General features: G+C 73.4%; 11 protein-coding genes. 8 read left to right on the top strand and 3 right to left on the bottom strand.

Going from position 1 to position 14,006, the window contains the following annotated elements:
• Positions 1 to 147 precede the first annotated feature (147 nt).
• Complete coding sequence (locus tag IE294_RS04455) at positions 148 to 1,371, bottom strand: glycosyltransferase family 39 protein (protein WP_189882456.1); 1,224 nt, start codon at positions 1,369 to 1,371, stop codon at positions 148 to 150.
• A 261-nt stretch (positions 1,372 to 1,632) separates the two neighbouring features.
• Between IE294_RS04455 and IE294_RS04450 the strand changes: the two genes are divergently transcribed.
• Complete coding sequence (locus IE294_RS04450; RefSeq protein ID WP_189882454.1) at positions 1,633 to 3,288, top strand: MFS transporter; 1,656 nt, start codon at positions 1,633 to 1,635, stop codon at positions 3,286 to 3,288.
• 112 nt (positions 3,289 to 3,400) lie between these two features.
• A complete protein-coding gene (locus tag IE294_RS04445; RefSeq protein ID WP_189882452.1) occupies positions 3,401 to 4,591 on the top strand; it encodes an acyl-CoA dehydrogenase family protein in 1,191 nt (396 codons plus the stop codon).
• A 39-nt stretch (positions 4,592 to 4,630) separates the two neighbouring features.
• Here the strand turns inward: IE294_RS04445 and IE294_RS04440 are convergent, their stop codons facing one another.
• Positions 4,631 to 5,068, bottom strand: a complete 438-nt coding sequence (locus IE294_RS04440; RefSeq protein WP_103812297.1) for a cell division protein SepF — start codon at positions 5,066 to 5,068, stop codon at positions 4,631 to 4,633.
• Positions 5,069 to 5,334: 266 nt separating this feature from the next.
• On the opposite strand from IE294_RS04440, the gene IE294_RS04435 reads away from it, so the two are divergent.
• Positions 5,335 to 6,582, top strand: coding sequence for a DUF5685 family protein (locus IE294_RS04435; RefSeq protein WP_189882450.1), 1,248 nt, complete (start codon positions 5,335 to 5,337; stop codon positions 6,580 to 6,582).
• 106 nt (positions 6,583 to 6,688) lie between these two features.
• On the opposite strand, the gene IE294_RS04430 is transcribed toward IE294_RS04435, so the two are convergent.
• Positions 6,689 to 7,609 carry an ABC transporter substrate-binding protein gene (locus IE294_RS04430; RefSeq protein WP_373315776.1) on the bottom strand — a complete coding sequence of 307 codons (921 nt, stop codon included), beginning with the start codon at positions 7,607 to 7,609 and terminating at the stop codon, positions 6,689 to 6,691.
• 464 nt (positions 7,610 to 8,073) lie between these two features.
• Here IE294_RS04430 and IE294_RS04425 point away from each other — a divergent pair, with 464 nt between their 5' ends.
• The 5 genes from IE294_RS04425 (at position 8,074) to IE294_RS04405 (ending at position 13,996) form a co-directional block, all read left to right on the top strand.
• A complete protein-coding gene (locus tag IE294_RS04425) occupies positions 8,074 to 8,931 on the top strand; it encodes an amino acid ABC transporter permease (RefSeq protein WP_189882446.1) in 858 nt (285 codons plus the stop codon).
• Complete coding sequence (locus IE294_RS04420; RefSeq protein WP_189882444.1) at positions 8,928 to 10,688, top strand: FAD/NAD(P)-binding protein; 1,761 nt, start codon at positions 8,928 to 8,930, stop codon at positions 10,686 to 10,688. Before IE294_RS04425 ends, IE294_RS04420 begins: the two co-directional genes overlap by 4 nt.
• Positions 10,685 to 11,446: an amino acid ABC transporter ATP-binding protein gene (locus IE294_RS04415; protein WP_306433324.1), complete on the top strand. Its 762-nt coding sequence runs from the start codon at positions 10,685 to 10,687 to the stop codon at positions 11,444 to 11,446. Before IE294_RS04420 ends, IE294_RS04415 begins: the two co-directional genes overlap by 4 nt.
• Before the next feature lie 106 nt (positions 11,447 to 11,552).
• Entirely contained in the window at positions 11,553 to 12,635 is a 1,083-nt protein-coding gene (locus IE294_RS04410; RefSeq protein WP_189882442.1) for an LLM class flavin-dependent oxidoreductase, read from the top strand.
• Complete coding sequence (locus tag IE294_RS04405; RefSeq protein ID WP_189882440.1) at positions 12,632 to 13,996, top strand: NtaA/DmoA family FMN-dependent monooxygenase; 1,365 nt, start codon at positions 12,632 to 12,634, stop codon at positions 13,994 to 13,996. Before IE294_RS04410 ends, IE294_RS04405 begins: the two co-directional genes overlap by 4 nt.
• Positions 13,997 to 14,006: the final 10 nt, after the last annotated feature.

The following is a 14,006-nucleotide window of genomic DNA, read 5'->3' as shown; positions in this document are numbered from 1 at the left end:
CCGAATTCCCGGCATTCCGCAATCCTGTGAGTCCGATCGGGCCAATTCCTTTGATCATGCCGGGTGTTGTTTATGCGGCGCTTATGAATGTGTTAACCCGGTCCTGGCGCGGAATTCTCCGGGGCGTCATCGGACGGCCCCGGTCGATCATGGTGGGCCGGAACCGTTCAGCCAGAACGCCCCGTAGACCGCCGCCGCGACCGCCAACCCCGCCGTGAGCAGGGCCGAACGGGGCACGCGCGGCCGGGCCAGGGCGCGGGCGAGCGGCAGCAGCAGCGGGAACGCGGGCATCAGCAGCCGCGGCTTGGAGCCGAAGTAGCTCGACGCGCACAGGGCGAGGACGAGCACGACGCCCGTGTAGACCAGCAGTTCGACCGGCTGGCGCGCGCGGACCCCGGTGACGTACAGCCAGATGAGCAGGGCCACCCCGGCGATCAGGCCGAGGCCGGCGAGAGCGGACGGAAATGACGTGAACTTGTCGGCCACGAAGCGGGCGAAGGCGTAGCCGCCGTCGAACCCGTTGCGCCATCCGGCTTGCACGTCCAGATAGCCGAGCGGACCCTCGCCGGTGCGGTGGCCGACCCAGAGGACGTAGCCGGCGGCCCCGAGCGGAGCGAGCAGCATGCCGAGCGCGCGCCGCCGGCCGGGGGCGTACGGGGTGCCGGACGCGCCGGGGGCGGGCGCGGGCGCGTGTCCGTCATGGTGCGCGCCCGGCGTGTGCTGTGCGCCGCGCTCTCGCCCGAACGAGACCACGCCCGCCACCCACACCGCCGCGACCACCGCCACCCCCACCGGCCGGGTGAGCCCGGCCAGGGCCGCCAGGGCGCCCGCGCTCACCCACCGCCCGGTCAGCACCGCGTACAGCGACCAGGCCGCCAGCGCCGTGAACAGCGACTCGCTGTACGCCATCGACTGCACGATCCCGACCGGCAGCACCGCCCACAGCAGCACCGCGCACACCCCGACGCGGGGGCCGTACACCCGGTCCGCGACCGCGAAGATCCCGGCCGCGGCGGCGAGCGAGGCCACCAGGCTCACCACGAACCCGGCGCCCGCGTACGACAGCGGGGTGACCGCGTGCAGCAGCCGCTCCAGCCAGGGCAGCAACGGGAAGAAGGCCAGGTTGGAGTGGACGTCCCCGTTCGGCAGCCGCACCTCGTAGCCGTACCCCAGTTCGGCGACCCGCGTGTACCAGAGCGAGTCCCAGCGCGCGGTCAGCAAGGTGAGCGCGCTCTTGCCGCGCGCGGCGCTCCACACCGCCAGCACCACCAGCCCCAGGGCGCGGACGGCCGCGTAGCCCAGCAGGGCCGGGGCCGCCCGGCATGGAAGAGGGGCGCGGGGCGGGGCCACGCGCGTCGCGAGATCGGTCACGGGCTCGATTATCGACCGCGCGCTCCACCGGACCTCTCGCCAGGGTCAGGGTCAAGAGGGGCTGACGTGGCGTACGCCACACGGGTTCCCTCCGGTGGGTGAGAGGTCCGCCACGTGACCGCGCGGCGGACTCGCGTACTGTGACGAGTCACCCGAGTGGGTTCGCGCGGGCCGCAGACACCGCTTCTCTCCGGCCGTACGACAGGGGGTCCCCGCCCCGTCGGTCCGCCCCGCACGAGGGAGCATCTGGGAGGTACGTACATGTCCGGGACGACCACGGCTGCCGTCCGGTCACGCCGTCGGGCCCCCGGGGCAGGTGCCAACCGCTGGGTCGTCCTCGTCGTGCTCTGCGTCAGCCTGCTGCTCGTCGCGCTCGACGCGACCGTGCTGCACGTGGCGGTCCCCGCCGTCACCGAGGACCTCAAGCCCGGTGCCATCGAACTGCTCTGGATCGTCGACGTCTACCCGCTGGTCTGCGCCTCGCTGCTGATCCTCTTCGGCACCCTCGGCGACCGGGTCGGCCGCAGACGCGTCCTGCTGCTCGGCTACGCCCTCTTCGGGGTCGCCTCCGCCGTGGCCGCGTTCGCGCCGACCGCCGAGACGCTCATCGCCGCCCGCGCGCTGCTCGGTGTCGGCGGCGCCATGATCATGCCGGCCACCCTGTCGATCCTGCGCCAGGTCTTCCCCGACCGGCGCGAGCGCGCCCTCGCCATCGGCGTCTGGAGCGCGGTCGCGGCGGTCGGCGCGGCGGTCGGACCGCTGCTCGGCGGCTTCCTGCTGGAGCACTTCTGGTGGGGCGCGGTCTTCCTGGTCAACATCCCGCTGATGCTGGTGAGCCTGCCGGTGGGCCGGATGCTGCTGCCCGAGTCCCGGGGCGACCGCGAGGGCCCCTGGGACGTGACCGGCGCGCTGATGGCGGCGGCCGGGCTGTTCGGCGTGGTCTTCGGCGTGAAGCGGCTCGGCGGCGGGGAGGCGACCGCGGGCCCCCTCACCGTGCTGCCGCTGCTGACCGGCGCCGCCCTCCTCTTCTTCTTCGTACGGCGCCAGCGGCGGCTCCCGCATCCGCTGGTGGACCTGCGCATGTTCCGCCGAACCGCGTTCAGCACCTCGGTGGGCTGCATCGTGCTGGCCATGCTCGCGCTGGTCGGCCTGGAGCTGATCGCCGCCCAGTACCTGCAACTGGTGCTCGGCCTGTCCCCGTTGCAGACCGGCCTGAGGCTGCTGCCCCTCACCCTCGCCGCGATGGCGGCCGGCCTCGCGGGGGCGCGCATGCTGCGCCGCTTCGGACCGCGCCGCATGGTGTGCTTCGGCTTCTGCCTGACGGCGGCGGCGGTGCTGACGCTGACGGGCATGGGCGGCACCGACGACCCGACGCTGCTGCTGGCCGGCTTCGTGCTGCTGGGCTTCGGCCTGGAGACCACGCTCTTCGGGGCCTACGAGTCGATGCTCAGCGAGGCCCCGGCCGACCAGGCCGGCGGCGCGGCGGCGATCGGCGAGACGTCGTACCAGCTCGGGGCCGGTATCGGCATCGCGCTGCTGGGCAGCGTGATGAACGCGGCCTACGCGCCGGGGCTGCGGTCGGTGCCGGGCGTGCCGCGGCCCGCCTCGGACGCGGCGGGCCACTCGCTCGGCGAGGCCTACGAGGTCGCCGGACGGCTCGGCGGCCCGGCCGGGACCGCGCTGCGCCGTGCCGCGCGGGACTCCTTCGTGCACGGACTGCATGTGACGCTGCTGGCGAGCGCGGGCCTGCTGCTGCTGGGCGCGGTGATGGCACTGCGGCTGCCGTGGCTCATGCAGTGCGGCGAGGAGCCGGCGGGCGGGGAGTCGGCGGGCGGCGAACCGGCGGGCGGCGAGCCCGCGCTGCCGTCGCCGCGCGAGGCGGAGGCGGTGGCCGGGAAGCCGCGGGTCACCGCCTGACCTCCTCTGGACGTGCGGGACACTGCACCGTAACGTCGGCCGGAGAGCCGTAACTAGCGTTGCTAGTTTTGCCGACGTCCCGTGTGACGTCCCGTGTTCCGGAGGGTGTTCCATGTCCGCGTCCGCGAAGCTGCCCCCGTTCGATGCCGCCGACCCGCTCGGGATCGACGACCTGCTGGAGCCGGAGGACCTGGCCGTCCGGGACACCGTCCGCGCGTGGGCGGCCGACCGTGTGCTGCCGTACGTCGCCGACTGGTACGAGAAGGGCGAACTGCCCGGCATCCGGGACCTCGCGCGCGAACTCGGCTCGATCGGCGCCCTCGGCATGTCCCTCACCGGCTACGGCTGCGCGGGCGCGAGCGCCGTCCAGTACGGCCTGGCCTGCCTGGAGCTGGAGGCGGCCGACTCGGGCATCCGGTCGCTGGTCTCCGTGCAGGGCTCCCTCGCGATGTACGCCATCCACCGGTTCGGCAGCGAGGAGCAGAAGCTCCAGTGGCTGCCGCGCATGGCGGCCGGCGAGGTGATCGGCTGCTTCGGGCTGACCGAGCCCGACCACGGCTCCGACCCCGCCTCCATGCGCACCCACGCGAAGCGGGACGGCGACGACTGGGTGCTGGGCGGCCGCAAGATGTGGATCACCAACGGCTCCGTCGCCGGGGTGGCCGTCGTCTGGGCGCAGACCGAGGAGGGCATCCGCGGCTTCGTCGTCCCCACCGACAGCCCCGGCTTCTCGGCACCGGAGATCAAGCACAAGTGGTCCCTGCGCGCCTCCGTCACCAGCGAACTCGTCCTGGACGACGTACGGCTGCCCGCCACGGCCGTGCTGCCGGAGGTCACCGGGCTGCGCGGACCGCTCAGCTGCCTGTCGCACGCCCGCTACGGCATCGTCTGGGGCGCGATGGGCGCCGCGCGCAGCAGCTTCGAGGCGGCCCTCGACTACGCCGGGTCACGGGAGCAGTTCGGGCGGCCCATCGGCGGCTTCCAGCTCACCCAGGCCAAGCTCGCCGACATGGCGGTGGAACTGCACAAGGGGATCCTGCTCGCCCACCATCTGGGGCGGCGGATGGACGCCGGCCGCCTGCGTCCCGAGCAGGTCAGCTTCGGCAAGCTCAACAACGTCCGCGAGGCCATCGAGATCTGCCGTACGGCGCGGACGATCCTCGGTGCCAACGGGATCTCCCTGGAGTACCCGGTGATGCGGCACGCGACCAACCTGGAGTCGGTGCTCACCTACGAGGGCACCGTCGAGATGCACCAGCTCGTGCTGGGCAAGGCGCTCACCGGGCTCGACGCCTTCCGGTGAGCCCCGGTGCGCAGGCGGGGCCGGTGCGGCGGCCCCGCCTCAGCTCTGGTTGAAGAAGCCGTCCGAGCGGTGGGCGGACGCCTCGCCGCTGATGATCTCGGTGTCGGCCGGGGTGAGCAGGAACACCCGGTTCGAGACGCGGTCGATCGAGCCGCGCAGACCGAAGATGAGCCCCGCCGCGAAGTCCACGACCCGCTTGGCGTCGCCGGGCTCCATGTTGGTGAGGTTCATGATGACCGGGACGCCGTCCCGGAACAGCTCGCCGATGGCGCGGGCGTCCCGGAAGCTGTCCGGGGTCACCGTGCCGATCCGGCGGCCCTTGTCCTCGGCCGTGTCCGTGGCCACCTTCACCCGGGGGTCGGTGACCCAGGCGTCCCCGGACTCGGTGCCCTCGGAGTAGTCGTCGTCGTAGTAGCGCTCGTCATCGTTGTCGTCGACGAGGCCGAGCCACGCACTCGCCTTGCGTACCGATCCCATGGACGCCTCCTCTCACAGCGGTCTTTCTTGCTTTCCGCATCCCTATGGTCATCCATGATGCGGACGGCGCGCCAAGTGGATAGACGCCGCGCGGGGGGTTTGTGACGGTACTGGTGCACAGCGGATCCGTCGAGAGTCCTTGTGCCCCAAGGGGCGAGACTCATACGGCTGCTGACTGAGAGTGAAATATGATTGTCTGCGGTGGACGGGTGATGCACGGTGCGTACGGGTGAACGCCAACGTCGTATCACAGTACGGGGGATGTCGTGTTCGGAATCGTCAGGCCCTGCGCCCACCGGCTCGGTGAGCGGTTCAGGGAGGACTGGATGGCGCACCTGTGCGGGCTGTGCCTCGCCCTGCGCCGCGACCACGGTCAGTTCGCACGGATCGTGACGAACTATGACGGGCTTCTCCTCTCGGTCCTGACCGAGGCACAGACCGGCCCGCTGAGCGGCACCCGCCGTACGGCCGGGCCGTGCGCGCTGCGGGGCATGCGGACCGCGTCCGTCGCACAGGGTGAGGGCGCGCGGCTCGCCGCCGCCGTCTCCCTCGTGCTCGCCTCCGCGAAGATGCGCGACCACGTCGCCGACCGGGACGGACTGCTGGCGCGCGCGCCGGTCGCCGCCGCCGCGCGCCGGATCGCCGCGAACTGGGGCCGGGCCGGGGAGCGCGGCGGGGCGGCGGTCGGCTTCGACACCGGCGTCCTCGTCGACGCCGTCGACCGGCAGCCCGGCGTCGAGGCCCTGGCCGGGCCCGGCACCCCCCTGCTGACGGTCACCGAGCCGACCGAGAGCGCGACCGCGGCGGCCTTCGCGCACACCGCGGTGCTGGCCGGGCGGCCGGACAACGCCGGGCCGCTGGCCGAGGCCGGGCGGCTCTTCGGCCGGCTCGCCCACCTGCTGGACGCCGTGGAGGACCGGGGGGCCGACGCCGAGTCGGGCGCCTGGAACCCGCTCACCGCCACCGGCACGCCCCTCACCGAGGCGCGCCGGCTCGCCGAGGACGCCCTGCACGGCATCCGGCTCGCCCTCCGGGAGGCCGAGTTCCGCGACGGCCGGCTCGTCCACCTCCTCCTCGTCCACGAACTGCGCCGCTCGGCGGCCCGCGCCTTCGGGGCGGCACCGGGGTGCGCGGCCGATCGGCACGGGGGGCCGCGGGGGTCCTACGACGCGGGGACGCAGCCGGGGCCGTACGGTCCCGGAGCGCCGCGACAGCCGTACGGCGGCGGCAACCCGTACGGCGCCGGCGCTCCCCTCCCGGGCAATCCGTACGCCGGCGGCGGTTCTCCCGGCGGGGGCGGTGGCGGCTTCGGGCCGCCGCCCGAGCCGGTCAAGGGCCGGCGCGGTTTCTGGGCGGGCTGCGGGATGTTCTTCGCGCTGTGCTGCACCTGCAAGATGTGCTGCGCCGAGGAGTACGAGGGGCCGTGGTCCCGGAAGAAGCGGGAGGGCTGCTGCCGGGGCTGCGACTGTCCCTGCGACGGCTGCGACTGCTGCTGCCCGTGCGACGGTTGTTGACTCGACCGACCACGAATCGAAGATCGGTGACAACTGCGTCTCCAGTGACCCGCTGCTGCTTTCTCCCACAAGGACCTGCTCGTCTGACGTCCGGGAGGGGAATGCGTCAGCCCTTCGGCTCCGGCGGGTTGACACGGGACTCCTCGATCGCGGAACCCGTCGTGCCCCACTTCTTGAGGATCCTGTCGTAGGTGCCGTCGGACAGCAGTCCGTTCACCGCCGCCTGGAACGCCGGCGCCAGTTTCGTGCCCTTCTTGAAGGCGAAACCGACGTCCAGGCGGTGGTACTCGTTGAGGAACCTCAGGCCCCGCTGGTGCGCCACGGCGTACCGCAGACCGTTGATCGTGGACATCACGACGTCGCTGCGGCCCTGCTGGAGCGAGGACCAGATCGCGCTCGACTCGGCGTACGTCTGCACCCGGTACGCCTTCTTGCCCGCGTCGGCGCACACGTGCTCGCCGGCCTCCAGCGTGGCCTCGAACGTCGTGCCGGCGCCGGTCGCGACGTTCAGCCCGCACAGCTGCTTCAGGTCGGTGATCTTCGGGAGCCTGCTGTCCTCGCGGGTGGCGAAGCCCTGGCCGTCGTTGACGTAGGTGACGAAGTCGATGGTCTTGCGGCGCTCGTCCGTGACGCCGAAGTTGCTCGCGCCGAAGTCGTACTTGCCGCTGTCCAGGGCGGGCAGGATCGCCTCGAAGCTCGCCTGCTCGATCTTCAGTTTGATGCCGAGCACCCGGGCGACCGCCTGGGTGAAGTCGACGTCCTGGCCGGTCAGGGTCGTGCCGTCGGCGAGGTAGGTGGTGCCGGGCGGGGTGCCGCCGACGCTGACCGCGACGGTGAGGCTCGTGGTGCCGGCGGGCAGCAGCTTCGCCGCGGCGTCGTCCTTGCGCACGGCGGAGACGACGTCCGTGGTGGGCACCTCGTCGGCCTTGGCCGCCACCCCGGAGGCGTCCGTGCCGCCCGGGTCACCGGACCCGGAGCCGCAGGCGGTGAGGAGCAGTGCGGCCGAGGAGATGGCGACAAAGGGCATGAAATGGCGATAAGCGGGCGTGCGCATCGGGTAGCGGTCTCCTGAGGCGGGAGGGTGTGCGGAAACGCGAGGGGGAGGGGTGCGCGTGTGAAGGCGGAGAACAGGCCGGGAACCGGCGGGAGAACGCGAGCAGGCCCGCCCGGAGGGCGGGCGGGAGCAGGGGGTCAGCTCAACAGGACGAGGACCACACGCGACCGAAGTCGATGTGGGAGCGGGTGACCAGCCACTGCTGTGGATGCATGGGCCAAGTGGAACAGGCATCCGGTTCCGCGTCAACCGACTTGAGATGTACTGCTCACAGTCTGGACAACCTTGACAGCGGACGGAAACGGCACCGTACTCTCGATGCACGGCCCTGCTGAGGGGCTCGGCCGTGTCCGCGCCGCGCGGCGCGCTCCTGTGTGAAGGCACCACCCGTTCTGACGACCCGGCGCGTCCTCGACGACGCGCGTCACGGAGCCTTCATGTCATCGGACACCCTCGCCGAAATCCCCACCGTCCCGGACACACCCGAGCCCGCGGACGCCCCGCGGATCGTCCCGCGGCGCCGCTACGGCCAGTGGGCGGCGGCCGTCGTCGTCCTCGCGCTGCTCGGGCTCGCCGTCAACTCCGTCCTGCGCAACGAGGCCTTCCAATGGGACGTGGTCGGCGACTACTTCACCTCGGACTCCGTCCTGCGCGGGCTGTGGCTCACGCTGTGGCTGACCGCGGTCGTGATGGTCCTCGGCTTCGCCCTCGGCACCCTGCTCGCCGCGTTCCGGCTCTCCGCCAACCCCGTGCTGCGAGCGGTCAGCTTCGGATACGTGTGGCTGTTCCGGTCCATCCCGATCCTGGTGCAGCTGCTGCTGTGGTTCAACATCGGGGCGCTGTACCCGCGGGCCTTCGGTGTGCGGACCGTCGACCTGCTCACCCCGGTCGCCGTCGCGATCATCGGCCTCACCCTGCACGAGGCCGCCTACGCCGCCGAGGTCGTGCGCGGCGGCATCCTCTCCGTCGACCGCGGGCAGATCGAGGCCGCCCAGGCGCTCGGTCTGAGCCGCTGGCGGCGCTGGCGGCGGATCGTGCTGCCGCAGGCGATGCGCGCCATCGTGCCGCCCGCCGGCAACATGCTGGTCGGCACCCTCAAGGGCACCTCGATCGTCAGCGTCATCGCCGTCAACGACCTGCTGTTCTCCGCCCAGTTGATCTACCACCGCACCTATCAGGTGATCCCGCTGCTGATGGTCGCCACCCTCTGGTACGCCATCGTCACCACCCTGCTCGGCATCGCCCAGACGTTCGTCGAGAAGCACTACGCGCGCGGCACGGAGAACGCCCGATGAGGCAGCAACTGGTCGTCGTCGGAGCCGGGCCGCGGGGGACCGGCCTCCTCGAACGCCTCGCCGCCAACGCGCCCGAGCTGTACGCCGGTCCGGGCCTCGACATCCACCTGGTCGACCCCCACCCGCCCGGCGGCGGGCGCATATGGCGGCAGGCGCAGTCGCCGCTGCTGTGGATGAACTCGCAGGCGGAGGACGTCACCATGTTCACCGACGACACGGTGGCCATGGCCGGCCCGGTGCGCGAGGGGCCCACGCTGCACGAGTGGGCCCGGCTGGACGGCCGTACCTTCCCCGACCGGCAGCTCCAGGGCCGCTATCTGCGCTGGGTGTACGAACGGGCCGTCGCCGACCTGCCCCCGAACGTCACCGTCCACCACCACCCCCACCGCGCCCTGCGGGTCGACGGCCCCCGCGAGGGCCGCCAGCGGGTGTGGCTGGAGGGCCGTCCGCACCCGCTCCCGGCCGACCTGGTGATCCTCACCCTGGGCCACCTGGACAGCGAACTCGACGCCGAGCAGAACGAGCTGGCCGCCTACGCCCGCGAGCACGGCCTGGTGCACCTGCCGCCCGACTTCACCGCCGACAGCGACCTGACCGCCCTGGCGCCCGGCGAGCCCGTCCTCGTCCGCGGCTTCGGGCTGGCCTTCGTCGACCTGATGGTGCTGCTCACCGAGGGGCGCGGCGGACGGTACGAGGGGGAGACGTACCGTCCCTCGGGTCGGGAGCCGGTGCTGTACGTCGGCTCGCGGCGCGGAGTGCCGTACCACTCGAAGATCGGCTACGACTGGACCGGCGACCGGCCCCCGCTGCCCCGTTTCCTCGGCCCCGCCGAGGTGGCGGAGCTGCTGGCCCGGCCCGCGGGCTTCGACTTCCGGCGCGATGTGTGGCCCCTGGTCGAGAAGGAGCTGGGCTTCGCCCACTACCACCGGCTGTTCACCGCCCACCCCGGGCGTACGGCGATGGCCTGGGCCGACTTCGAGGAGAAGTACGCGGCGGCCGGCGGCCCCGACGAGACCCGGGCGCTCGTCGCCGCCGCCGTACCGGACCCGGCCGACCGGCTCGACCTCACCGCGCTCGACCACCCCCTGGACGGCGTGCGGTACGCCTCGCACGACGACTTCCAGGAAGGGCTCAGGGACTACATCGAGGACGACCTGCGACGCCGTCACGACCCCGCCCACAGCCCGGACCTCGGGGTGTTCCTCGGGCTGCTCTCCGTCTACGGGCAGCTGGTGCGGCTCGGGGACGTCGGGTCCTGGTGGCACGGGTTCTTCAGCTACCTGGCGTCCGGGCCACCCGGACCCCGGCTGCGGCAGATGCTCGCGCTGTCCCGGGCCGGACTGCTCCGGTTCGTCGGGGCCGGCATGGCCGTCACCGCCGAGGACGGGGTGTTCCGGGCCACCAGCCCCACCGTGCCGGGCTTCTCCGTCGAGGCCCGGGCGCTGGTGGAGGCCCGGCTGCCCGCGCCCACCGTCCGGCGCGCCCGGGACAGCCTGCTGCGCGAACTGCACGCCGACGGCGCGGCCGAGACCCCCGACGGGCTGCTCCGCGTCGACCCTGGTGACGGCCGCGTCCTCGACCGCGCCGGACGCCCGCACCCCCGGCGCTTCGCGCTCGGTCCGTACACCGACACCCGCGCCCCCGGCGCCTTCACCCGCCCCCGCACCGGCGGGCCCGCGTTCCGGCAGAACGACGCGACCGCCCGGGCGGTGCTGGCCTTCCTCAGCGGCTCACTCGTAAAGGAACTCGCGCGATGAGCGTCATGGTCGACATCAGGTCGGTGCACAAGAGCTTCGGCTCGCTCGACGTGCTCCGGGGCATCGACCTCCAGGTGCGCGCCGGTGAGGTCACCGTCGTGCTCGGCCCCTCCGGCTCCGGCAAGTCCACGCTGCTGCGGACCATCAACCACCTGGAGAAGGTGGACCGGGGCGAGATCAGCGTGGACGGCGCCCTGCTGGGGTACCGGCGGACCGGGGACAGGCTGTACGAGCTGCCCGAGCGCGAGGTGCTCCGCCAGAGAACCCGGATCGGGTTCGTCTTCCAGAACTTCAACCTCTTCCCGCACCTCACCGTCCTGGACAACGTCGTCGAGGCCCCGGTGTCCGCGCTGAAGCGGCCCCGGAAGGCGGCGGTGGAGAGCGCGCACCGGCTGCTGGAACGGGTCGGGCTCGGGGACAAGGCCGACGCCTATCCGCGGCAGCTGTCCGGCGGGCAGCAGCAGAGGGTGGCCATCGCGCGGGCGCTCGCGCTGGAGCCGAAGCTGCTGCTGTTCGACGAGCCGACGTCCGCGCTCGATCCCGAGTTGGTGGGGGAGGTGCTGGACGTCATCCGGGACCTGGCGGCGCGGGGGACGACGATGATCGTCGTCACGCACGAGATCGCGTTCGCCCGGGAGGTCGCCGACACGGTGGTGTTCATGGCCGACGGGCGGATCGTGGAGCGGGGGGCGCCGGACGAGGTGCTGGGCGCTCCGCGGGAGGAGCGGACCCGGGCGTTCCTGGCGAAGGTGCTGTGAGGGTGGGGGCCGTGGTCGTGGGGTGCGGTGGGTCCGGCACCGCCGGTCCGCGCCGCCGTGGTGACTCGCCGGTGCGGCGGGGACGAGGAGTGCGGAGGAGGTCGGCATGAGCAGCCTGCCGCATCTTGCCGCCGCCCTCGACCTGCCCGGGATCCCCGACGCCGGGGCCTACGTCGAGCTGGCCCGGCTCGCCGAGCGCGGGGGGCTGGACTTCGTGACGCTGGACGACTCCTTCGCGCGGCCGGGGCCCGACGCGCTCGGCGTCCTGTGCCGGGTGGCGCCCGCGACCCGGCGGATCGGGCTCGTGCCGACGGTCACCACCACGCACACCGAGCCCTTCCAGGTACAGGCCGCCGTGGCCACCCTGGACTGGGTCGGCCGGGGACGGGCCGGCTGGCGGATCGACGTGTCCGCCACCGAGGGCGAGGCCCGGCTGTTCGGCCGCCGGCACGCCGCACCGGCCGAGGCGCTCTGGCAGGAGGCCGGTGACGTCGCCGACGTGGCGGCCAGGTTGTGGGACAGCTGGGAGGACGGCGCCGAGATCCGGGACGTGGCCACCGGCCGCTTCCTCGACCGGGGCCGGCTGCACCGCGTCGACTTCACCGGCACCGCCTTCTCGGTCCGGGGCCCGTCGACCGTGCCCCGGCCGCCGCAGGGCCACCCCGTCCGCGTGGTCGACGCCACCGACGGCCCCGCCCGCGCGGTCGCCGCCCGGTACGCGGACGTGGCCCTGGTGCGCGTCACCGCCCCCGCACAGGCCGCCGGTGTCCGGGACGAACTGCGGGAGCGGGCACGCGCGTCCGGGCGGAACCCGGACGCGCTGCGGGTCCTCGTGAGCCTGCTGGTGGATCTCGGCGACGGCGAGCACGCGGCCGAGCCGGGACACGGGGGCGGCGGCCCGCGGCCCACCGGGCGGGGCCCGCTGTACCGGGGCGGCCCGGTCGACCTCGCGGAGCTGGTGGCCGGCTGGCACGCCGACGGGGTCACCGACGGCTTCCACTTCGTCCCCGTCGAACCGCGCCGCGATCTGGAGCGGCTGGTCAACGGCACGGTGGCACTGCTCCAGCACCGCGGTCTGTTCCGCACCTTCTACCCGGGCAGCACCCTGCGCGAGCACCTGGGCCTGGCCCGGCCCGCCAACCGGTACGCCGTGCCCGGGGCGACGGCCGTGACCGGGGGAGCGCCATGACCGTACGGCGGCGGCTGCACCTGGCGGTCGCGCCTTTGGAAGCCGTGCACGCGGAGGCCGTTCCTGCGGAGGCCGTGGATACGGAGGTCCTGCGTCCGGGGGCCGACGACGCCGACGGGACCGGTACTGCCGTAGGACCCGGTACGGCCGTGTGGGCCGGTGCGCCCGTCGGCTCGCGGCTCGCGTTCGCCTCCTTCGAGCGGCTCGCCCGCGCCGCCGAGCGCGGCCTGTTCGACTTCCTCCTGCTCGACGAGGAGCCGCCGCTGCCCGAGCACCGGGGACGGCTGCACGAACTGGACGCGGTGGGCGGCCCGGAGCCGGTCGCCGTGCTGAACGCGCTCGCCGGGGTCACCGCGCGGCTCGGGCTCGCCGCCACCGTGAACGCCGTCTTCGGCGAGCCGTACGACCTCGCCCGCAGGCTGGCCACCCTGGACCACCTCAGCGCCGGCCGGGCGGGCTGGCGGGTGGCGGTCCCAGCGGACCCCCGCGCGGCAGCGGACGTACGCTCCGGCGGCTCATCCGACCCGTACGGCAGGGCCGCCGAACTCCTGTGCGCAGCACGGCGGTTGTGGGACTCCTGGAGTCCCGAGGGGGTGCCCCGGCCGTTCGCGTACCGCGGCCGGCACTTCGACATCGCCGGCGAGTTCGGGCTGCCCCGCTCCCCCCAGGGGCGGCCGGTGGTGATCCAGGCGGGGGACTCCGGGCGGGCCCGGGAGCTGGCCGCCGCCTCGGCCGACGTACTGCTCGTCCGGCACGGCCCGCTGGAGGCGGCCCGCTCCCGTTACGCCGACGTCAAGGGGCGCCTCGCGGAACACGGCCGCGCCCCGGGGGACCTGAAGGTCATGTGCGGGATCACCGTGGTCCTCGGGGACACCGCGGCGGAGGCGCAGGAACGCGCCGCCGATATCCGACGGCAGAGGATCACCCCGCGGTACGCGCTGTACGCGCTGGAGCGGGTCTGGGGAACGGACCTCTCCGGGTACGACCCCGACGGACCGCTCCCCGAGACCGCCCCCCGCACCCGGGACGGCCGCACGCGCGCGCTCGCCGAGAAGTGGCGGGCGCTGGCCGGGGAGAAGGGGCTGTCCCTGAGGGAGACGGTGATCGAGGCGAGCGGCCGGCAGTCCTTCGTCGGCACGCCCGGCACGGTCGCCGACGACCTGCACCGGTACGTCCGCCAGGGGGCCGCCGACGGGTTCGTCCTGGTCCCGCAGCTCCCGGCCGGCGGACTGGAGGAGTTCGTGGACCGGGTGGTGCCGCTGCTCCAGGAGCGCGGCGCGTTCCGCACGGAATACCGGGGCGGCACACTCCGCTCCCATCTCGGGCTGTCCTCGCCGGTACCTCCGGCAGGGGAACGCTGATCATCGACGA

It is taken from the genome of Streptomyces canarius (assembly GCF_014650735.1).
GTDB classification, from domain to species: Bacteria; Actinomycetota; Actinomycetes; order Streptomycetales; family Streptomycetaceae; genus Streptomyces; species Streptomyces olivaceoviridis.
This window is presented reverse-complemented; position numbering and strand designations above follow the sequence as displayed.

What these genes read in the sequence shown, in the direction of transcription:
- IE294_RS04450 (WP_189882454.1), top strand. Translation starts at nt 1,633, where the DNA reads ATGTCCGGGACGACCACGGCTGCCGTCCGGTCACGCCGTCGGGCCCCC.
- IE294_RS04445 (WP_189882452.1), top strand. Translation starts at nt 3,401, where the DNA reads ATGTCCGCGTCCGCGAAGCTGCCCCCGTTCGATGCCGCCGACCCGCTC.
- IE294_RS04440 (WP_103812297.1), bottom strand. Translation starts at nt 5,068, where the DNA reads ATGGGATCGGTACGCAAGGCGAGTGCGTGGCTCGGCCTCGTCGACGAC.
- IE294_RS04430 (WP_373315776.1), bottom strand. Translation starts at nt 7,609, where the DNA reads ATGCCCTTTGTCGCCATCTCCTCGGCCGCACTGCTCCTCACCGCCTGC.
- IE294_RS04425 (WP_189882446.1), top strand. Translation starts at nt 8,074, where the DNA reads ATGTCATCGGACACCCTCGCCGAAATCCCCACCGTCCCGGACACACCC.
- IE294_RS04420 (WP_189882444.1), top strand. Translation starts at nt 8,928, where the DNA reads ATGAGGCAGCAACTGGTCGTCGTCGGAGCCGGGCCGCGGGGGACCGGC.
- IE294_RS04415 (WP_306433324.1), top strand. Translation starts at nt 10,685, where the DNA reads ATGAGCGTCATGGTCGACATCAGGTCGGTGCACAAGAGCTTCGGCTCG.
- IE294_RS04410 (WP_189882442.1), top strand. Translation starts at nt 11,553, where the DNA reads ATGAGCAGCCTGCCGCATCTTGCCGCCGCCCTCGACCTGCCCGGGATC.
- IE294_RS04405 (WP_189882440.1), top strand. Translation starts at nt 12,632, where the DNA reads ATGACCGTACGGCGGCGGCTGCACCTGGCGGTCGCGCCTTTGGAAGCC.